This window comes from Pseudoalteromonas sp. L21, from assembly GCF_021728035.1.
GTDB classification, from domain to species: Bacteria; Pseudomonadota; Gammaproteobacteria; order Enterobacterales; family Alteromonadaceae; genus Pseudoalteromonas; species Pseudoalteromonas arabiensis.
The window spans coordinates 174,823-192,508 of record NZ_JAKKCV010000005.1 but is presented as its reverse complement, the minus strand read 5'-3'; the positions used below and the strand labels follow the sequence as shown (position 1 = coordinate 192,508).

14 protein-coding genes are annotated in these 17,686 nt (G+C 40.3%); 12 read left to right on the top strand and 2 right to left on the bottom strand.

Annotation, left to right across the window (positions count from 1 at the left end; translation table 11 throughout):
• Window positions 1–3 precede the first annotated feature (3 nt).
• From L3V41_RS15345 to galU, 7 genes are all read left to right on the top strand, one after another.
• Complete coding sequence (locus L3V41_RS15345) at window positions 4–1,206, top strand: glycosyltransferase family 4 protein (RefSeq protein ID WP_193988225.1); 1,203 nt, start codon at window positions 4–6, stop codon at window positions 1,204–1,206.
• The gene (locus L3V41_RS20025; protein ID WP_193988226.1) at window positions 1,196–1,744 is read left to right on the top strand and encodes a DapH/DapD/GlmU-related protein; all 549 of its coding nucleotides are present in this window, start codon (window positions 1,196–1,198) and stop codon (window positions 1,742–1,744) included. The genes L3V41_RS15345 and L3V41_RS20025 overlap by 11 nt, the downstream gene beginning before the upstream one ends.
• Entirely contained in the window at window positions 1,744–3,018 is a 1,275-nt protein-coding gene (locus tag L3V41_RS15335) for an O-antigen ligase family protein (protein WP_193988227.1), read from the top strand. Before L3V41_RS20025 ends, L3V41_RS15335 begins: the two co-directional genes overlap by 1 nt.
• Entirely contained in the window at window positions 3,015–3,899 is an 885-nt protein-coding gene (locus tag L3V41_RS15330; protein ID WP_193988228.1) for a glycosyltransferase family 2 protein, read from the top strand. The genes L3V41_RS15335 and L3V41_RS15330 overlap by 4 nt, the downstream gene beginning before the upstream one ends.
• A complete protein-coding gene (locus tag L3V41_RS15325; RefSeq protein WP_193988229.1) occupies window positions 3,896–4,981 on the top strand; it encodes a glycosyltransferase family 4 protein in 1,086 nt (361 codons plus the stop codon). Before L3V41_RS15330 ends, L3V41_RS15325 begins: the two co-directional genes overlap by 4 nt.
• Before the next feature lie 9 nt (window positions 4,982–4,990).
• Window positions 4,991–6,157: a nucleotide sugar dehydrogenase gene (locus L3V41_RS15320; RefSeq protein ID WP_237114758.1), complete on the top strand. Its 1,167-nt coding sequence runs from the start codon at window positions 4,991–4,993 to the stop codon at window positions 6,155–6,157.
• A gap of 544 nt (window positions 6,158–6,701) precedes the next feature.
• On the top strand, window positions 6,702–7,610 hold the full coding sequence (gene galU / locus L3V41_RS15315; RefSeq protein WP_062567267.1) for a UTP--glucose-1-phosphate uridylyltransferase GalU: 909 nt from the start codon (window positions 6,702–6,704) through the stop codon (window positions 7,608–7,610).
• Between the two features lie 162 nt (window positions 7,611–7,772).
• Here the strand turns inward: galU and L3V41_RS15310 are convergent, their stop codons facing one another.
• Together L3V41_RS15310 and L3V41_RS15305 are read right to left on the bottom strand one after the other, a co-directional pair.
• Entirely contained in the window at window positions 7,773–8,849 is a 1,077-nt protein-coding gene (locus L3V41_RS15310) for an aminoglycoside phosphotransferase family protein (protein WP_237128106.1), read from the bottom strand.
• A 7-nt stretch (window positions 8,850–8,856) separates the two neighbouring features.
• Window positions 8,857–9,777: an NTP transferase domain-containing protein gene (locus tag L3V41_RS15305; RefSeq protein ID WP_237128046.1), complete on the bottom strand. Its 921-nt coding sequence runs from the start codon at window positions 9,775–9,777 to the stop codon at window positions 8,857–8,859.
• A gap of 201 nt (window positions 9,778–9,978) precedes the next feature.
• On the opposite strand from L3V41_RS15305, the gene L3V41_RS15300 reads away from it, so the two are divergent.
• From L3V41_RS15300 to L3V41_RS15280, 5 genes are all read left to right on the top strand, one after another.
• On the top strand, window positions 9,979–10,452 hold the full coding sequence (locus tag L3V41_RS15300) for a DciA family protein (RefSeq protein WP_237114760.1): 474 nt from the start codon (window positions 9,979–9,981) through the stop codon (window positions 10,450–10,452).
• 412 nt (window positions 10,453–10,864) lie between these two features.
• Window positions 10,865–13,573, top strand: a complete 2,709-nt coding sequence (secA, locus tag L3V41_RS15295; RefSeq protein ID WP_237114761.1) for a preprotein translocase subunit SecA — start codon at window positions 10,865–10,867, stop codon at window positions 13,571–13,573.
• Window positions 13,574–13,634: 61 nt separating this feature from the next.
• The gene (mutT, locus tag L3V41_RS15290) at window positions 13,635–14,036 is read left to right on the top strand and encodes an 8-oxo-dGTP diphosphatase MutT (protein ID WP_237114762.1); all 402 of its coding nucleotides are present in this window, start codon (window positions 13,635–13,637) and stop codon (window positions 14,034–14,036) included.
• A 251-nt stretch (window positions 14,037–14,287) separates the two neighbouring features.
• Window positions 14,288–15,292: an NAD-dependent epimerase gene (locus L3V41_RS15285; RefSeq protein WP_237114763.1), complete on the top strand. Its 1,005-nt coding sequence runs from the start codon at window positions 14,288–14,290 to the stop codon at window positions 15,290–15,292.
• A gap of 275 nt (window positions 15,293–15,567) precedes the next feature.
• Window positions 15,568–17,640 carry a M13-type metalloendopeptidase gene (locus L3V41_RS15280; protein ID WP_237128045.1) on the top strand — a complete coding sequence of 691 codons (2,073 nt, stop codon included), beginning with the start codon at window positions 15,568–15,570 and terminating at the stop codon, window positions 17,638–17,640.
• The last annotated feature ends 46 nt before the right edge of the window (window positions 17,641–17,686 follow it).

Sequence of the window (17,686 nt, the reverse complement as noted above, 5' to 3'; positions counted from 1 at the left end):
GCAATGACTACAGAACATGTTAAGCCTTGTGTGTTGCTCACGAGTAATCAATATAAGCCTAATATTGGTGGCATTGAGAACTCGCTTTATCACTTAGCACAAGAATACCTTCTGCTGGGCTATGAAGTTGTTATTGTAGCCAGTGACCTCAACCCTGAGAATAAAGAATTACCCGAAGTCGAAATAGAAGAGGGTGTGACTATTTATCGCTACCGTTTCGGACGCAGTAGAGGTTTAGGGCGAGTGCTAAAGCAGACTTATAATGCAGTTAAGCTTTATAAAAAAGTTTTGCAGCGTCACTCTCCGGTATTAACTATTTGTCGTTTTCACTTTAATGTTCTGTATTTAAAAGCCTTAAAATATAAAAATATTGTTTATTTAGTGCCAGGGGTTGTCGCTAACGAAACAAAAGCCAGCTACAGGGCTAATGATAATAAGCTACTAAAGCTAAAAGGGCACTTATCATTTTTTTTGCATAAAACTGTGCAACGTATGGCATTTAATAGCGCTGATAAATTATTTGTTTTCAGCGAAAACATGCAGCAGCAAATCCGAAATATTAACCGCTCTAAAGCAATGAGTATTTGTAAGCCTGGCGTTAGTTTGTCTCGCTTTAGTTTGGCGACACAAACTGAAAAATCTCAGCTAAAAAAAGAACTAGGTTTACCAGAGCAAAGCAAGGCTTTTTTATGTATAGGACGCTTTGTGAAAGCAAAGGGGTTTGATACTGCGATCGAAGCTTTAAAGCTTTTAAACGACAACAATGCCTCGCTCTGGCTACTAGGTGAAGGTGCTGAAGAGGCTGAATTACGCGCACTTTCTGAACGGTTAAATGTTAGTGGTAGAGTGATCTTTTTAGGTCGTCAAAGCTGCCCTGAACACTATTATAAAGCAGCTGACTTTTTCATTATGTCTTCAACATATGAGCCCTTAGGACAAACCATTTTAGAAGCGTTATCGTCAGGTTTGCCTATTATAGGTGCAAAATCGAGCGACAAGGTAGTCACTGCGACGAGTGAGATTTTGGAGCCTTCAAACAATATATTGGTCGATGAGTATTCTGCCTCTGCTTTTGCCAAAGGAATGACGAGCTTAATGGCTTTACCTGAGACGCAGTATACTCAGTTACAATATGAAAATAGAGAACTTGCAGAGCAAAAATTTAGCTGGCGTGTGCTTGCTAAGGAGTTAGCAGGTGATTTCTAAATTATTCTATTATTTATTAAAAGTTATTAGTCGAGTCATTAGTTCTGATAAATTACAGACTAAAATTGACAGCTTAGGCTATGCATTGAGTATCCAAAAGTACACCAGACAAGGTGCTCAGATTGGAGAAAATACACTTATTATTGATACTAAACTCTCGTCTTCATCTAAAGGAGACCGTTTTTATATCGGTAAAGATTGCACTATTACTGGAGCTACGCTTTTAGGTCACGATGCTTCTCCTACATTGTTTTTAAAGGAACTGGTGGTTCACAAAGATAGCTATAGGAAAGGATCCCGGCGCTCTTATCGAAAAGCAATTACCATCGGCGATAATGTTTTCATCGGCTGGGGGAGCATTATTTTACCTGGGGTCACTATTGGAAGTAACACTATCATTGGTGCAGGAAGTGTTGTCACAAAAGATATTCCTGATGGAGTGGTTGCGGCTGGAAACCCTGCTAAAGTTGTCAAGTCTACAGACGACTACGTTACAGCTTATAGAGAAACCCTTAAAAAAGAGCCCGGTAATTTCTGATGTTAAAGCTCTTTTTTTCTAACGATGACGGGCCTTCATATGCGGACAAGCTATGCGTATTTATGATGAGTCTTTATCTACTTGCTGATGTTGCTTCTGGATTCACTGTTCTTCAGTTAGGGATGGATTTAAAGCTGTCACTGCTATACAAATTACCATTAACTGGATTGGTACTGCTACTCGTACTGAAGCTTGATCCAAGGTATTTTATTTTCTTATGCCTTTTATTAGCGATACTGCTCATGGGGCCGGTACTTCAACTTCTCTCAGAAGCTGATACTTTCTTTTTTATCAGTGACTTCTCAAACGTGTATAAAATCCTCATGCCAATGTCTATTTTTATTTATTTTGGCTTGTTGGCTGCGCGTTGGGATTTGTTTACTAGAAAATGGCTTGAAAGAATATTAATTAGTAATTTTGCTATCCTGTGTTTTAACTTATTTTTAGGGGCGCTAGGTTTTGGTCGCTCAAGTTATCAATTAAGAGATGGTGAAACGGCAGGTTCTAATGGTTTTATATATGCGGCAAATGAATTAGGTGCGACCATGGTCGTGCTTTTCTCTTTCATGCTTCATATGTGTTGGAACTATAAGCGTAAGTGGTACATCCTGTTTTCTTTATTTACTGTGCTTTGTGGCTTACTTGTCGCCACTAAAACTGCCATGCTCGCTGCTGTAAGTCTTGTGTTTATAGTACCTATTCTCAATGAAAGAGAGAGGCTATTTAAAATGACGAAGCTGAAATTATATATTCTTGTACCTATGTTCTGTGCTATAGCGGTCATTGTATATGTAATTAACGATTTACTCATGGCTTTAGGCTTGTACGACAGACTTATGTGGGTACTGAGCCAAAAAGGAGTTTTAGGAATAATTCTATCTGGCAGAGATGAATTTGCAAAAGAGCTATTAGTTGTTTACGTCAATTACCTAGAATTCTGGCAGCAACTTGTAGGTGTCGGAACTGCGGGAATCGCTGAGTTTATCCCTATAAAGTACTCTGCTGAAATTGATGCGATTGATGTATTAGTTTACTTTGGATTCACTGGTTTATTTGTATGTTTTTCCTTCTACTTTTTTACCTTTATTAAAGCCTTAAAGCAATGTGTTAGGCCTGAATCTATTTATAGTCCTGCGGTGTTAGCTGGTACTCTTATCCTGCTATTTTTATCGCAGTTGAGTGGTCATGTTTGGATTTCTGGCACGTTAGGCATTTCACTCGGTTGTTTTGTATCGTTATTGTGGGTAGACACGGAAAGTAGGAGTAGCTCATGACAATATGTCAACCTCTCGTGAGTGTTTGGATACCAACCTACAACCGACTTCCACTTCTCAAAAGAGCTGTTGAGTCGGTAAAAAAGCAAACTTATAAAAACATAGAAATATTTATCGTTGATAATGGCTCTACAGACGGGACCGTTGAGTATTTAAAGCAGCTAGCTGGCGAAAATGAAAATATCCGCTTTCATAGCTTTGCTAAAAATGAGGGCGCATGTCGTGCTCGCAACTATGCAATTCAACATTCTCAAGGTGAGTATGCGACTGGCCTTGATGATGATGATGAGTTTTTACCAACCAGAATTGCAGACTTAGTTGAGGCATTTGAAGACAAATATGCCTTTGTTTGCAGTGGCTATATTTGGGATTACGGTCAAACTCAACGACCTATCTTAAATTCAGATATGATCATTGATATAGACGCTCAGCTAAACTTCAACCAAGCGTCTAATCAAGTTCTTACTAAGAGAGCACGCTTGATAGAGGCAGGGTTATTTGATGAGTCTGTTGTATCATCTCAGGATTGGGAACTGTGGACTCGAATGATTTTGACATTTGGTGCTGCGAAACGAATAAGTACTCCTTCATATATAGTGCATACTGCTCATGACAAACCCAGAATTACGGATAATCAAAAGAATCGCTCTGTAGGGTTTCAACAATTTTACGATCGGTACAGTCATTTAATGTCAAAAAGAAACAAAAAGTGTTTTGATTTTTTGGTTTATTACAGTAGCGGTCAAAAGGTAAGCCTGCTAACTGTATTTAAATATTTTACGCCCCCTATTGCTGGGAAATTACTGAGAGCATGGTTAGCTTCGTTATTTCCTGGACTTGCTAAAAAGAGATTAGAGCGCTTTAGAAAGGTTCAAAAATGAGTAAGATTTGTTTTATTGCAAACCTTTTCCCATCAAAAAAAGATCCCTCATTTGGAAGTTTTGTAGGTAAAAATTATCAACAGCTTCAAACACAAGGGAATCATATTGTAAGTAAGGTCGTTATTGATTATCGTGCTTCAGGTTTTGCAAAGCTTATTTGCTATATAAAATTTATTGCAAGCGGGATGTATGCAATAAGTAAGCGGAATTATGACTTCATTTACTTTCATTATTTAACATATTCGACCCTTTGCCTTATCCCTTTTCTATTGGTTGGAAGGCCGAAGTATGTAGTAAATATTCATGGCGATGATCTTGTTGGTAATACAACTATCCATAAGGTGATGGGGTTCGCGTCTAAATTAATATTAAAAAAAAGCACAGCAGTCGTTGTTCCATCCTCCTATTTCGAAGATAAACTTCTTGAGCTACATCCTTGGTATGATAAGGAGAAAATTATTGTATCTCCGTCTGGTGGTGTGGATTTTGATATATTTAAACCAACCATAAGCCCTTCACCATCCTTTTTCACTTTAGGGTATGTCTCTCGAATAGATGAAGGGAAAGGGTGGCAAGAATTGCTAGAAGCCTTAGTGTTAATTAGGCAGTCTCATCCTCATTTGATCAGTAAACTAAGATTGAATATCTATGGCACCGGCGCAGAGGTTGACGAACTAGTAAACACAATAGCCAACAGTGACTTATCTTCATTAGTTACATACTATGGTGCATTAGAACCAAATCAATTAGTTGATAAGTATAGTGAAATGGATGCTTTTATTTTTCCAACTCACAGAGAAAGTTTTGGTTTAGTGGCCGTAGAAGCTCTTGCATGTGGAACTCCCGTTTTAGCATCTAACATAAGCCCAGTGAATGATATAGTCCTACCTGGTAAAAACGGTTTACTGTTTGATGTAAAAGATAAAAACTCTATTGCCGATACAATCGTCGAATTACTAGAAATGGCACCTCAAGACTATGAATTACTGAGCTCATTTGCTCGTCAATCGGTATGTAACTATCGTTCAACTGAAGTCGCGCAGCATTTAGAAAATGAACTCAAAAAGCGATTATTACCCTAGGAAAGTTTAATGAAAATCACTATTGTCGGAACTGGTTATGTAGGCTTATCAAATGCAATGCTACTTGCTCAGCATAACCAAGTTATTGCACTGGATATTGTTGAAGAAAAAGTTGAGTTGCTTAATGCAGGTAAGTCGCCAATTATCGATACAGAAATCGAAGCATTCTTGACGAATAAAGATTTACAGTTTTCGGCAACCACAGACAAGCACTTAGCATTGAAAGATGCTGAATTTGTGATTATTGCAACACCCACTGATTACGACCCTGATACTAACTATTTTAATACGGGTTCAGTTGAAGCGGTTATTAATGATGTTTTAGCTATCAATCCTGATGCAACGATGGTGATTAAGTCTACGGTTCCGGTTGGCTTTACTAAAGCAATAAAAGAGCAGGTGAATAGCGACAATATCATTTTTTCTCCAGAGTTTCTGCGCGAAGGTAAAGCATTGTACGATAACCTGTATCCATCACGTATTATCGTGGGTGAGAAAAGTGAGCGTGCAAAGGTATTTGCTGAGTTATTAAAACAAGGTGCAGAAAAAGAACATATTGATATCTTATTTACCGACTCAACAGAAGCCGAAGCGATTAAACTGTTTTCAAATACCTATTTAGCGATGCGCGTAGCCTATTTTAATGAGCTTGATAGCTATGCCCAAAGCCATGACCTTGATGCTAAACAAATAATTCAAGGAGTTGGTTTAGACCCGCGCATTGGCTCTCATTATAATAACCCTTCGTTTGGGTATGGCGGATATTGCTTACCAAAAGATACCAAGCAATTACTAGCAAACTATAAAGATGTACCAAATAATATGATTCGAGCGATTGTTGATGCAAACTCGACAAGAAAGGACTTTATTGCCGAATCAATTATTAAACAAAACCCTAAAGTAGTAGGTATTTATAGGCTGGTCATGAAATCAGGATCTGACAACTTTAGGGCTTCAGCTGTACAAGGCATTATGAAGCGCATTAAGGCAAAAGGCATTGAGGTCATTATTTATGAGCCTAGCCTACAAGAGAATGAGTTCTTTAATTCAGAAGTCGTAACAACAATTGATGAACTAAAGTCACGCGCTGATATTATTATTTCTAATCGCAATACCGATGAGTTGGCTGATGTTGCTGAAAAAGTGTACACACGCGATTTGTTCGGTAGTGATTAACTATTTATTACTATGATTAAATGATAGCTAAGCCTTTTATCTTTTGATGAGGGGCTTGGTTAATTCAATAGTATTACTTTATTTGGCGCAGTGTTTCCCCCTGTTTTATTCAACACAAAAAGTGTCATTATTTATTGTTAACATGAAGAATATTAATAATAAATTACCTTGGGTTTGATATAATGTTCCCCTTTTGAGTGGTATCATTATACTCTGTTAAGCCAATGAGCGTCTTACGTTAAAGCGCTATTTTAGTCACGATTTAGCACTTTATTTAGCTGAGTGCGTAACAATAAATGATTGATTATGTCGAACGCTTTATTTTATTCAGCAAGTAATAAAATAAAAATAGTAGGTATTAAATTAGCTTAGCGACTTAGCCTAAAAGGACATGAACCTCAAAGGGTTACCATATTTGATGAAGTGAGTGACGTTTTGCCTCGCTTGTATGAGTAGTTAAAGTGATAATTTGTTCATATTCGAGCAAGCTTTACACTGCTAACTTAGTTGTAAATTTGAGTTAATATTTAAAAAAGGACTTAATATGAAAGCTGTTATCCCTGTTGCGGGTCTTGGAACTCGTATGCTTCCAATGACGAAAGCCATTCCAAAGGAAATGTTGCCGCTTGTCGATAAGCCTCTAATTCAATACATTGTTGATGAATGTGTGGCGGCAGGCATCAAAGAGATAGTGCTTGTAACACACAGCTCTAAAAATGCCATTGAAAACCACTTTGATACCAGCTTTGAGCTTGAAGCGACGCTTGAAAAGCGTGTTAAACGTACTTTATTAGAAGAAGTACGCTCTATTTGCCCTGATGATGTGACGATTATGCATGTACGTCAAGGCGAAGCAAAAGGGCTAGGTCATGCGGTATTATGTGCGAAACCTATTGTGGGTGATGATGACTTTGTTGTTGTGCTACCAGACGTCATTCTTGATAGCTATACAGCGGATCAAAAAACAGAAAATATTGCAGCCATGATCAAACGTTTCAAAGAAGTCAGAGCAAGCCAAATCATGCTTGAGCCTGTTGCAGCCGAAGATGTTAGTAAATATGGTATTGCTGATATTGGTGGAGTGACGATTAAAGCTGGCGAAAGCGCACCGATCAAAACCATGGTAGAAAAGCCAAAAACTGAAGAAGCGCCATCGAATCTTGCGGTTGTTGGTCGTTATGTATTGTCTAAAGCTATTTGGCCTATCCTAGCAAAAACCTCGGCAGGGGCTGGTGGCGAAATTCAGTTAACAGATGCAATTGATGCATTGATGGAAGCTGAAATAGTCGAAGCGTTCCACATGAGTGGCCGTTCACACGACTGTGGTGACAAGCTAGGCTATTTAAAAGCAATCATCGAATACGGTATGCGTGATGAAAAGCTAGGTGCTGAGTTTTCAGAGTTTGTTGCACAAGCAGTTGCACCTAAGCCGACCCATTTAAAAGCAGTTTAACGCTGTTTGCTGGTTTAGAGTACACAGAACGCCTGCATTAATGCAGGCGTTTTTGTTTCTAACCGTTATTGCCCTAGTCAAACAGGTAGTCGCGACTTTACGTCGCGCAAATCAAATGCAACCAGCCTAATCGTAGTCGCGACTTTATGTCGCGCAACAACCTTAATTATTGATTTCTAAAATCGCTTTAAGGGTATGCTCTTTATCAAGAATATCGCGATACAGTGCAAACTGATTACGAGCCCGCTCTAAATTGTGGTTCGCATGTTTAGTGGCAAAGTAATTATCACCATCAATAAAGTCAGTCAAAAAGCGCAAGCCAATCATAAACGTCATTACTTTGGTGCCTAGCCAAAAGCTTTGTTTTTCGGCATCGGTGATCACATTTTGCAGCGGTTCAACATAGCCTTTTACAATTGCTGCGAAAATTTCTTCACGCACGCGAACATTATTTAAGTTAGTTGAGTCTTCTTGCTCAGGTGAACAGAATGTACGTACCATATCGCCAAAATCAAACAGCCAATAGCCAGGCATACAGGTATCAAGATCGATCACCGCTTTCGCACTGTCTGACTTTGTGCAAAACAGCATATTGTTGATTTTGGTATCATTATGGCAAGGTCTTAAAGGAATAGTACCGTCAAGCGCTTTTAGTTCTGCAACGAGGCTTTGCTGTGCTAAGCAAAAATCAACATCGTCTTGGCATAGTGCAGTTCTGTTCAGTGGGTTTTGCTCTAGCACTTTTTTGAAGGCAGCAAATCGCATTTCTAGGTTATGAAAGTTAGGAATGACATGATGTAACTGTTCAGCCTGAAAATCTTGCAGAGCAAGGGCGAATTGACCAAATGCATTGGCCGCAGTTTGTGCTTGCGAGATGCTGGCTACAACATCTTCACTATAACTGCCGCCAATAAATTCGAGTGCGCGCCATACTCCTTGGTCATATTCAACCAAAAAGTCATTTTCAATAGTGGGTACGTGACGAATAATATCTAAATCATACTCACCATTATTATTTTTCTTTGTTAAGTGCTGTTCTATTAAACGGGCATTCTCAACGAGCTTCTCTGGGGCTGGAAATACATCCGTATTTAACTTTTGTACCACCAAGGCCTGATCATCTGCTTTAAGAAGCATGGTTGTGTTTATATGACCATTTCCAATAGGCTTTAGGCTAATATTGGCGTCGTTTAGGCCATAGCACTGAGATAAATGCTCAGCTACAGGGTTTGACTTCATTGAGAGTTCACTCTTCATTTTTGATTGCACTGGGGCGGTGACTGTTACTTCTTCCGTGATATAGTTCATAAAGCTTATTCGAAACCTTTTCTAGCTCTGATTTGTAAGTCACACCATACCAAGGCGACAGGGCTGTATAGACTGTGACAGATTGGTGTTTACCTTGAATGGCGGCTTGGATTTGGTCGGGCAAATAATACTCTTTTGTGACACCGTTGTCATTACTTTCTAGGAACTCAAAAAAGCCGCTTTCTAAGTAATTGAACACATCGGGAGTTATTCCCCAAAAGCTCATTGAGCCCAATGAATCATCTGCAATTACCACTCTTTCACCTTGTGGAGTATCGCCGTAAAGAGCAGTATTTTCGTGTTTAATATTTAAGTATTCAATCACATTAGTGAGCTGCTGTTGTTCATTGACCTCACACAGCCCGCGATTAACTCCCCCTTCATCTGACAGTGTTTGGCTAATTGGGTAACCAACCATGGCCCATTGCATGCTGTGCTTAAAGTGTTCAGCAACTATTTCAAACGAAGTATCGCCATAATAGTCATCAGCGGTGATCACAATCGCAGGATTATCTACATAAGGCTTTGCACAAAGCAGTGCATGCCCAGTTCCCCATGGCTTGATGCGATCTGCAGCTAGGTGGCCGAACTTGTCTGGTAACGCATCAATACTTTGCTCAACTAATACAACATCGAGGCCATTAGGAAGTCGAGGTAAGATTGTGGCCTCAAGTTCAGCACGAATTTTTTGATTAATAATGATCACAACTTGGCTAACACCCACTTTGACTGCATCGGCGATACTTAGCTCCATGATTGTGCGACCAAGACTTGGAATTTCAGCGATTTGTTTATTTCCGCCAAAGCGACTACCTAAGCCACCAGCTAATATAATTAAAGTGAGAGAATGCTGTGCCATTGTATCTATTAAATAAAAAACAAAATCTGAGTCTATCAGAAACAATCAAAACGTAGGAGGCGTTTTAATATTGAATCTTTTTTATTTATCGTTGAAGTTATTTTGTCGGCTTTATTTTAACGAGTAATGTTTACTCGCATCCCCCTTACCCCAGTGGTATATTGTCGTTTGAGGTATTGAATCGTTTAAATAGAGTGGGCGATGGCAAAAGATAGATACGCGCCTAAAGCACTGGGCGATATTATGGCAGGGCTCAATAGCCGACTTGCGTCCTATGCAGGTAAAGCGCAAGGGCTATCGAGTCAGCAAGTTATACTGGACGACTTCTTAGGCGAAACATTATCAAAAAAATGCCGAGTGAGTAATTATCGTGATGGTACTTTAATGATTGAGGCGGTCTCTGCCCCTATAGCACTGCGCTTAAATTATTTAAAAATGGACATGCTGTCGCACTTTCGTAAGGCGGGCATGGCTGAACTTGGGCAAATTAAAATTACTGCTAATCCACAAGCTACACAGCGTTTATCAGCAAAATCTGAGCAAGACAAAAAACCAGTTACAAAACGTCACATGAGTGAGCAAACAGCCGATTACCTCAGCGCCATTGCTGCGGATGCACCGCCGTCGTTAAAAGCTAAATTAGAACGCTTAGCGCAACATGGCCGTAAGAAGTAACGTGTAGGTGTGAAATTTATTTTGTGCGGGGGCTGCGGTCTGCTCGCAGTTCAAAGGGCGTCTTGCGAGCATAAGAGGCCTTCAGATTCGCCTTTTTTCATCCCTGATCTTGATTTTATTTCGATTGTCGCCATATCTACCCAGTGATTTAATTTTTACGCATTAGATCAAAGATTACGGCTAATTTTTAAATTTTCTTGCTGAAAATCCATATCTTCACACACAGAAGGTTTGATGTTGCGCAGACTCTGGTATGATAGCGCACGAAATAAGCTGTGTTTTAAACAGCGTACTGATAAATTGTTAATTAATATGCCCTACATCATGAGCATAAGCGCATATTAATTATCAATTAAAGAAAGTGGGTTAGCTAACGACTAGCTAACAAAGAATATATTGTAACGGTTTTATCATGATATCTAATTTATTTACCAAGATTTTTGGTAGTCGCAATGACCGCACTATTAAAAACCTAAGAAAGACGGTCGCACTGATCAATGCGCTTGAAACGCAATTAGAGGCGCTTTCTGATGAAGATCTAAAAGCAAAAACAGCGGAATTTAGAGAGCGTTACGATAACGGACAAAGCCTAGATGATATCTTACCAGAAGCATTTGCTGTGGTACGTGAAGCATCTAAGCGTGTAAATGGCATGCGTCACTTCGATGTACAGTTACTAGGTGGTATGGTTTTACATCAAGGTCGTATCGCAGAGATGCGTACCGGTGAAGGTAAAACATTAACGGCAACATTGCCTGCCTACCTACGTGGTTTAACAGGCAAAGGTGTTCACGTAATTACCGTGAACGACTACCTTGCAAAACGTGATGCGGAAACTAACCGTCCATTATTTGAATTCTTAGGCCTAACAGTAGGCTGTAACGTACCGGGTATGATGCCACAGCAAAAGAAAATCGCTTACGCTGCTGACATTACTTATGGTACGAATAATGAATTTGGCTTTGATTACCTGCGCGATAACATGGCATTTAGCATTGAAGAGCGTGTGCAACGCCCACTTTACTACGCAGTAGTTGATGAGGTGGATTCAATCCTAATCGATGAAGCGCGTACGCCGCTTATTATCTCAGGCCCTGCTGAAGATAGCTCTGAGCTTTACATCGAAATCAACAAAATTGTGCCAGAACTTGAGCTACAAGAAAAAGAAGATGAAGAAGGCGTTGAAGGCGACGGCGACTACACTATCGACGAAAAGTCTAAGCAAGTTCACTTAACTGAACGTGGTCAAGTTAAAGTTGAAGAACTACTGATCGAGCGCGGCTTAATTGAAGAAGGCGATTCACTTTATTCAGCCTCCAGCATCACATTATTAAGCCATGTGTATGCGGCGCTTCGTGCTCATAAGCTGTATCAAAAAGACGTTGATTACGTTGTTAAAGAAAACGAAGTTATCATTGTTGATGAGCATACAGGCCGTACAATGGAAGGTCGCCGTTGGTCAGAGGGTTTACACCAAGCTGTTGAAGCAAAAGAAGGTGTACGCATTCAAAACGAAAACCAAACATTGGCATCAATCACATTCCAAAACTACTTCCGTTTATACGACACATTAGCGGGTATGACAGGTACAGCAGACACAGAAGCGTTTGAGTTCCAGTCTATCTACGGTCTCGACACAGTCGTAATGCCAACGAACAAACCGATGATCCGTGACGATCGTGCTGACCTTGTCTACCTTACACAAGAAGAAAAGTACGAAGCAATCCTTGCTGATATCAAAGATTGTCAAGAGCGTGGTCAACCGGTACTTGTGGGTACTATTTCTATCGAAAGTTCTGAGTACTTATCGCAGTTCTTGCGTAAAGAAAAAATTAAGCACAATGTACTTAATGCGAAATTCCATGCCCAAGAAGCAGACATTGTTGCTGACGCGGGCTTACCTGGCACAGTAACCATTGCAACTAACATGGCCGGTCGTGGTACCGATATCGTGTTAGGTGGTAACTGGCAAAGTGAGGTTGAAAAGCTTGAAGAGCCAACTGATGAGCAAATCAAAGCGATTAAAGAAGCGTGGCAAAAACGTCACGACGCGGTAATCGAAGCGGGTGGCTTACATATCATTGGTACTGAGCGTCATGAATCTCGTCGTATCGATAACCAGTTACGTGGTCGCTCGGGTCGTCAAGGTGATGCCGGTTCAAGCCGTTTCTACTTATCAATGGATGACGCATTAATGCGTATCTTTGCTGGTGAGCGCATGACGAACATGATGCGTAAGCTAGGTATGCAACGCGGTGAAGCGATTGAGCATCCTTGGGTTAACCGTGCAATCGAAAACGCACAACGTAAAGTTGAAGCGCGTAACTTCGACGTTCGTAAACAATTACTTGAGTACGATGATGTAGCAAACGATCAACGTCGTGTTGTTTACTCACAACGTAATGAGCTACTTGAAGAAGGCGATATTTCAGAAACTATCACAGCTATTCGCAGCGATGTGCTAAACGGTACGATTGACCAATACATTGCGCCGCAAAGCCTAGCTGAAATGTGGGATATTCCAGGCCTTGAAGAACGTTTAAAGCAGGATTTCTTAATCGAGCTACCTATTGCACAATGGTTAGCTGATGATAATAAGCTGTACGAAGAAAAACTTCGAGAGCGTATTGAAGAAGCGGTTGAGCAAGCATATAAGCAAAAAGAAGAGATGGTAGGTGAGTCTGTACTACGTCAATTCGAAAAAGCAATTATGCTACAAAGTCTTGATCAACATTGGAAAGATCACTTGGCAGCGATGGATCACCTTCGTCAAGGTATTCACTTGCGTGGCTATGCGCAGAAGAATCCGAAGCAAGAATATAAGCGAGAGTCGTTCGAGTTATTCTCTGAAATGCTTGAGAACTTAAAAGTCGACGTTGTCGGTATTTTGAGTAAAGTACAAGTTCGCGCTGAAGAAGATGTTGAAAAAGTTGAAGAGCAACATCGTAAGAGCGAAAATGCACCGCGTGAATACCAGCACGAAGAGGCAGAGCACCTTGGTGGCGAAACACCACAAGATGCAGTGGTTAGCCATCGTGCAGAACCAAAAGTCGGTCGTAATGAACCGTGTCCTTGTGGTTCAGGCCAAAAATTCAAACAGTGTTGTGGTAAATTAAAGTAACCTAAACTCTGGGAAAAAAGCGACGCTTGCGTCGCTTTTTTTATGATTGAGGAAATATAAAATGACTAAAAAAATAGTGCATGTTGCAGTCGGCGTTATTTATAAAGATCAGCAGCTATTTATCTGTAAACGTCCAGATGACAAACACCAAGGCGGCTTATGGGAGTTCCCTGGTGGTAAGGTCGAGCAGGGCGAAAGCGTATTTGCAGCGCTACAGCGTGAGCTGTTAGAAGAAGTAAATCTAACTGTTAACGGCAGTGAAGCGCTAATGGTGATCGAACATGACTATGGCGATAAATGCGTTCGTTTAGATGTGCATATTGTTGATAACTTCAAAGGCACTGCTCATGGCGCAGAGGGGCAACAAGGGAAGTGGGTAGCAATTAATGAACTTGATAGTTACGCCTTTCCTGCAGCCAATGTAGAAATAGTTGAAAAGATAAAGCAAAAATACGAGCAATAAGCTTTGGTGAAAGTGTGAAATTTAAAAGCGCCCTGCAAGCCATTGTCCGCTTGGTGGTGTGTAATTCCCTCTTTCTCTATCAAAAGTGCTGATATAAAATAAAACGACACTAAATAGCGTATGATAAATATATTCTAATAGTATATGCCTTACTTGTTTACGGTATCATAGCTTCTCTATTCAGTGGTTATTGACCTACACTTTTGTTTTTTGTCAGCGTTTAGTGCTGAACCTCTTTTTTAAGGTTAACAATGAAATATTTAGTCACCGGAGCCGCGGGTTTTATTGGTGCTGCGACGTGCCAAAAGCTATTGAACGCAGGGCATGATGTTATAGGTATCGATAATTTAAATGATTATTACGATGTTAATTTAAAACTGGCTCGATTGGCTCAATTTGAATCTCATGAGCGCTTTTCTTTTAAAAAGCTTGATATAGCGAATCGCGTTGAAATGGCTGAGTTATTCGAAGTAGAAAAGTTTGAACGCGTTATTCACTTGGCGGCTCAAGCTGGTGTGCGTTATTCGATTGAAAATCCTGATTCATACGCCGATTCAAACTTAGTTGGGCACTTAAATATTTTAGAGGGATGTCGCCATAACAAGGTAGCACATCTAGTGTATGCGTCTTCTAGTTCTGTGTATGGTTTAAATGAAAAAACACCATTTGAAACAAAAGATAGCGTTGATCATCCTGTATCATTTTATGCAGCAACTAAAAAAGCGAATGAGTTAATGGCGCATAGTTACTCGCATTTATATGATTTACCCACCACAGGGTTACGCTTTTTCACTGTATACGGCCCATGGGGTCGCCCAGATATGGCGCCTTTTATTTTTACTAAAAAGATGCTTGCTGATGAAACAATAGATATCAATAACAATGGCGATATGTGGCGCGATTTTACTTATATTGATGATATCGTTGAGGGCGTTATTAGGGCGGCAGATGTTATTCCAGAGCGTAATGATCATTGGCGAGTAGAGACTGGTTCACCTTCGACAAGTTCTGCTCCGTACCGTGTTTATAACATTGGCCATGGTAGCCCTATAAATCTAATGAAGTTTATTGAAGCAATCGAGTCTGAGCTGGGTATTGAGGCAAAGAAAAACTTTCGAGAAATGCAGGCCGGTGATGTTTATAAAACATTTGCAGATACCCAAGACTTATTTGCTGCAACAGGTTACAAACCTGCTATTGGTTTAGAAGAGGGTGTAACAAAGTTGGTTACTTGGTATAAATCATTTTATGGCTAAATTATAAAGCCCAAATACAATAGATGATTGAGCTTCGACCTGCGGATGTTTGTAAGGTAACTATTATCTTTATTTAAGTAATAGCGACCTTACAAAATAAGCGCCTATTTGTTTCACACTATCGCTTAAATATGCGACTCATCGCTTTTGATAAGAATTGTTACATATTCGATTTTATTGTTTTGCTTGAGAGGTTTATGATGGACAAAGCGAAAGACTGCCTATTCGTAGTATTTCGAAAATACCTCTAACTATACGATAAGTACGGGAACCTCATGAAAAAAGTAACACTTACCGCGGCAAGTATCGCACTTGCGCTCGGTCTTGTTGGTTGTGGTGAAAAAGAACAAGAAACTAAAGCACCAGCAACTGCTGCCGTCACTGAAGCAAAAGCGCCTTTAAATTCAGGTATTGAACTGGCGAACATGGACAAGTCTGTTCGCGCACAAGATGACTTTTACTATCACGTAAACGGCGAATGGTTAGAAAAAACAGACATTCCTGGTGATAAATCAAACTACGGTTCATTTACTCAGCTTTATGATGATTCGCAAAAAGCGATGAAAGAAGTACTCGAAAAAGCGGCCGCAAATACCAATGTTAAGCCAGGTTCTGATGAAGCAAAACTCGCTGCATTCTATAACAGCTACATGGATGAAGCCGCTCGTGAAGCGGCAGGCATCAAACCATTATCGCCAGTACTTGAAAGCGTTGATGCTGTAAAGAGCAAGTCTGATCTTGTTGCTTTAATGGCTGAACTTCGCATTAAAGGCGGTAACTTGCCGTTTGGTTGGTACGTAAATAACGACGCGAAAAACTCTAGCGAAAACGCGATGTATGTTTATCAGTCTGGCTTAGGTTTACCCGATCGCGACTACTACCTAAAAGATGATGAAAAATTCACAAAAATTCGTGAAGCTTATCAAGCATACGTAACCGCTATCTTAAGCAAAGCGGGTGTCGCTGATGCAGAATCTGCGGCTAAAGCTATTATTGATCTTGAAACACGTATTGCTGATGCACAGTGGAGCCGAGTAGAAAGCCGTGATGCAACTAAATCTTACAACAAGATGAGCGTTGCAGATGCCAACAAACTTACTGGTGACTTTGATTTTGCTGCTTACCTTGATGCGTCAGGCATCAAGACTGAAGATGTCATTGTTCGCCAACCTAGCTACCTAGAAAAATTTGCAGGTATCTACAGTGATACAGACTTAGCAACTTGGCAGAACTACCTTAAGTTCCATTTTGTAAGTAACTACTCAGCGCTATTAGATAAAGAGCTTGTTGATCTTAACTTTGATTTCTACAGCACAACACTGCGCGGTGTGACAGAGCAGTCACCACTTTGGAAAAAAGCCGTTGATGCATCAAACGGTGTATTAGGTGAAATGTTGGGTAAAGTGTACGTTAAAGACAACTTCCCGCCTGAAGCGAAAGCACGCATGGAAGAGTTAGTTGATAACGTAATCAAAGGTTACGCAGTAGCAATTGAAAACCTTGAATGGATGAGCCCAGAAACAAAAATTGCTGCTAAAGCAAAACTTGATAAGTTCACACCAAAAATCGGTTACCCAGATAAGTGGAGAGACTACTCAGCACTTGAAATGAAAGGTGATGACCTAGTGGGTAATTACATTCGCCATAGTGAGTGGGAATTTGCAGATATGACGGCAAAACTAGGTAAGCCTGTTGATCGTTCTGAGTGGCATATGACACCACAAACAGTAAATGCTTACTATAACCCAGTGAACAACGAAATTGTATTCCCAGCGGCTATCTTACAACCACCATTCTTTAACCTAGAAGCAGATGATGCTGTTAACTATGGTGCAATTGGTGCGGTAATTGGTCACGAGCTAGGTCATGGTTTTGATGACCAAGGTGCTAAGTATGATGGTGACGGTAACTTACGTAACTGGTGGAGCGAATCAGACCTTAAACAGTTTGAAGAGCGCACCGGCCAGTTAGTTGCTCAATACAATGAATACAAGCCATTTGAAGATGCTAGCGTAAATGGTGAGCTTACACTTGGTGAAAACATTGGTGACTTAGGCGGCTTAACCGTCGCTTATACTGCTTATCAATTATCACTGGGTGATGAAAAAGCGCCTATCATTGATGGTTACACAGGTGATCAGCGTTTCTTCATGGGGTGGTCACAAATTTGGCGTCGTAAGTACCGTGACGAAGAGTTACGTAACCGCCTAATGACAGACCCTCATTCACCAAGCCATTACCGTGTAATCGGTATTCTTTCAAACATGCCAGAGTTCTATCAGGCATTTGATGTGAAAGAAGGCGACAAGATGTATATCAAACCAGAAGATCGCGTAAAAATCTGGTAATGGATTATCGATTTAAAAAAGGCTCTGAGTGAACGCTCAGAGCCTT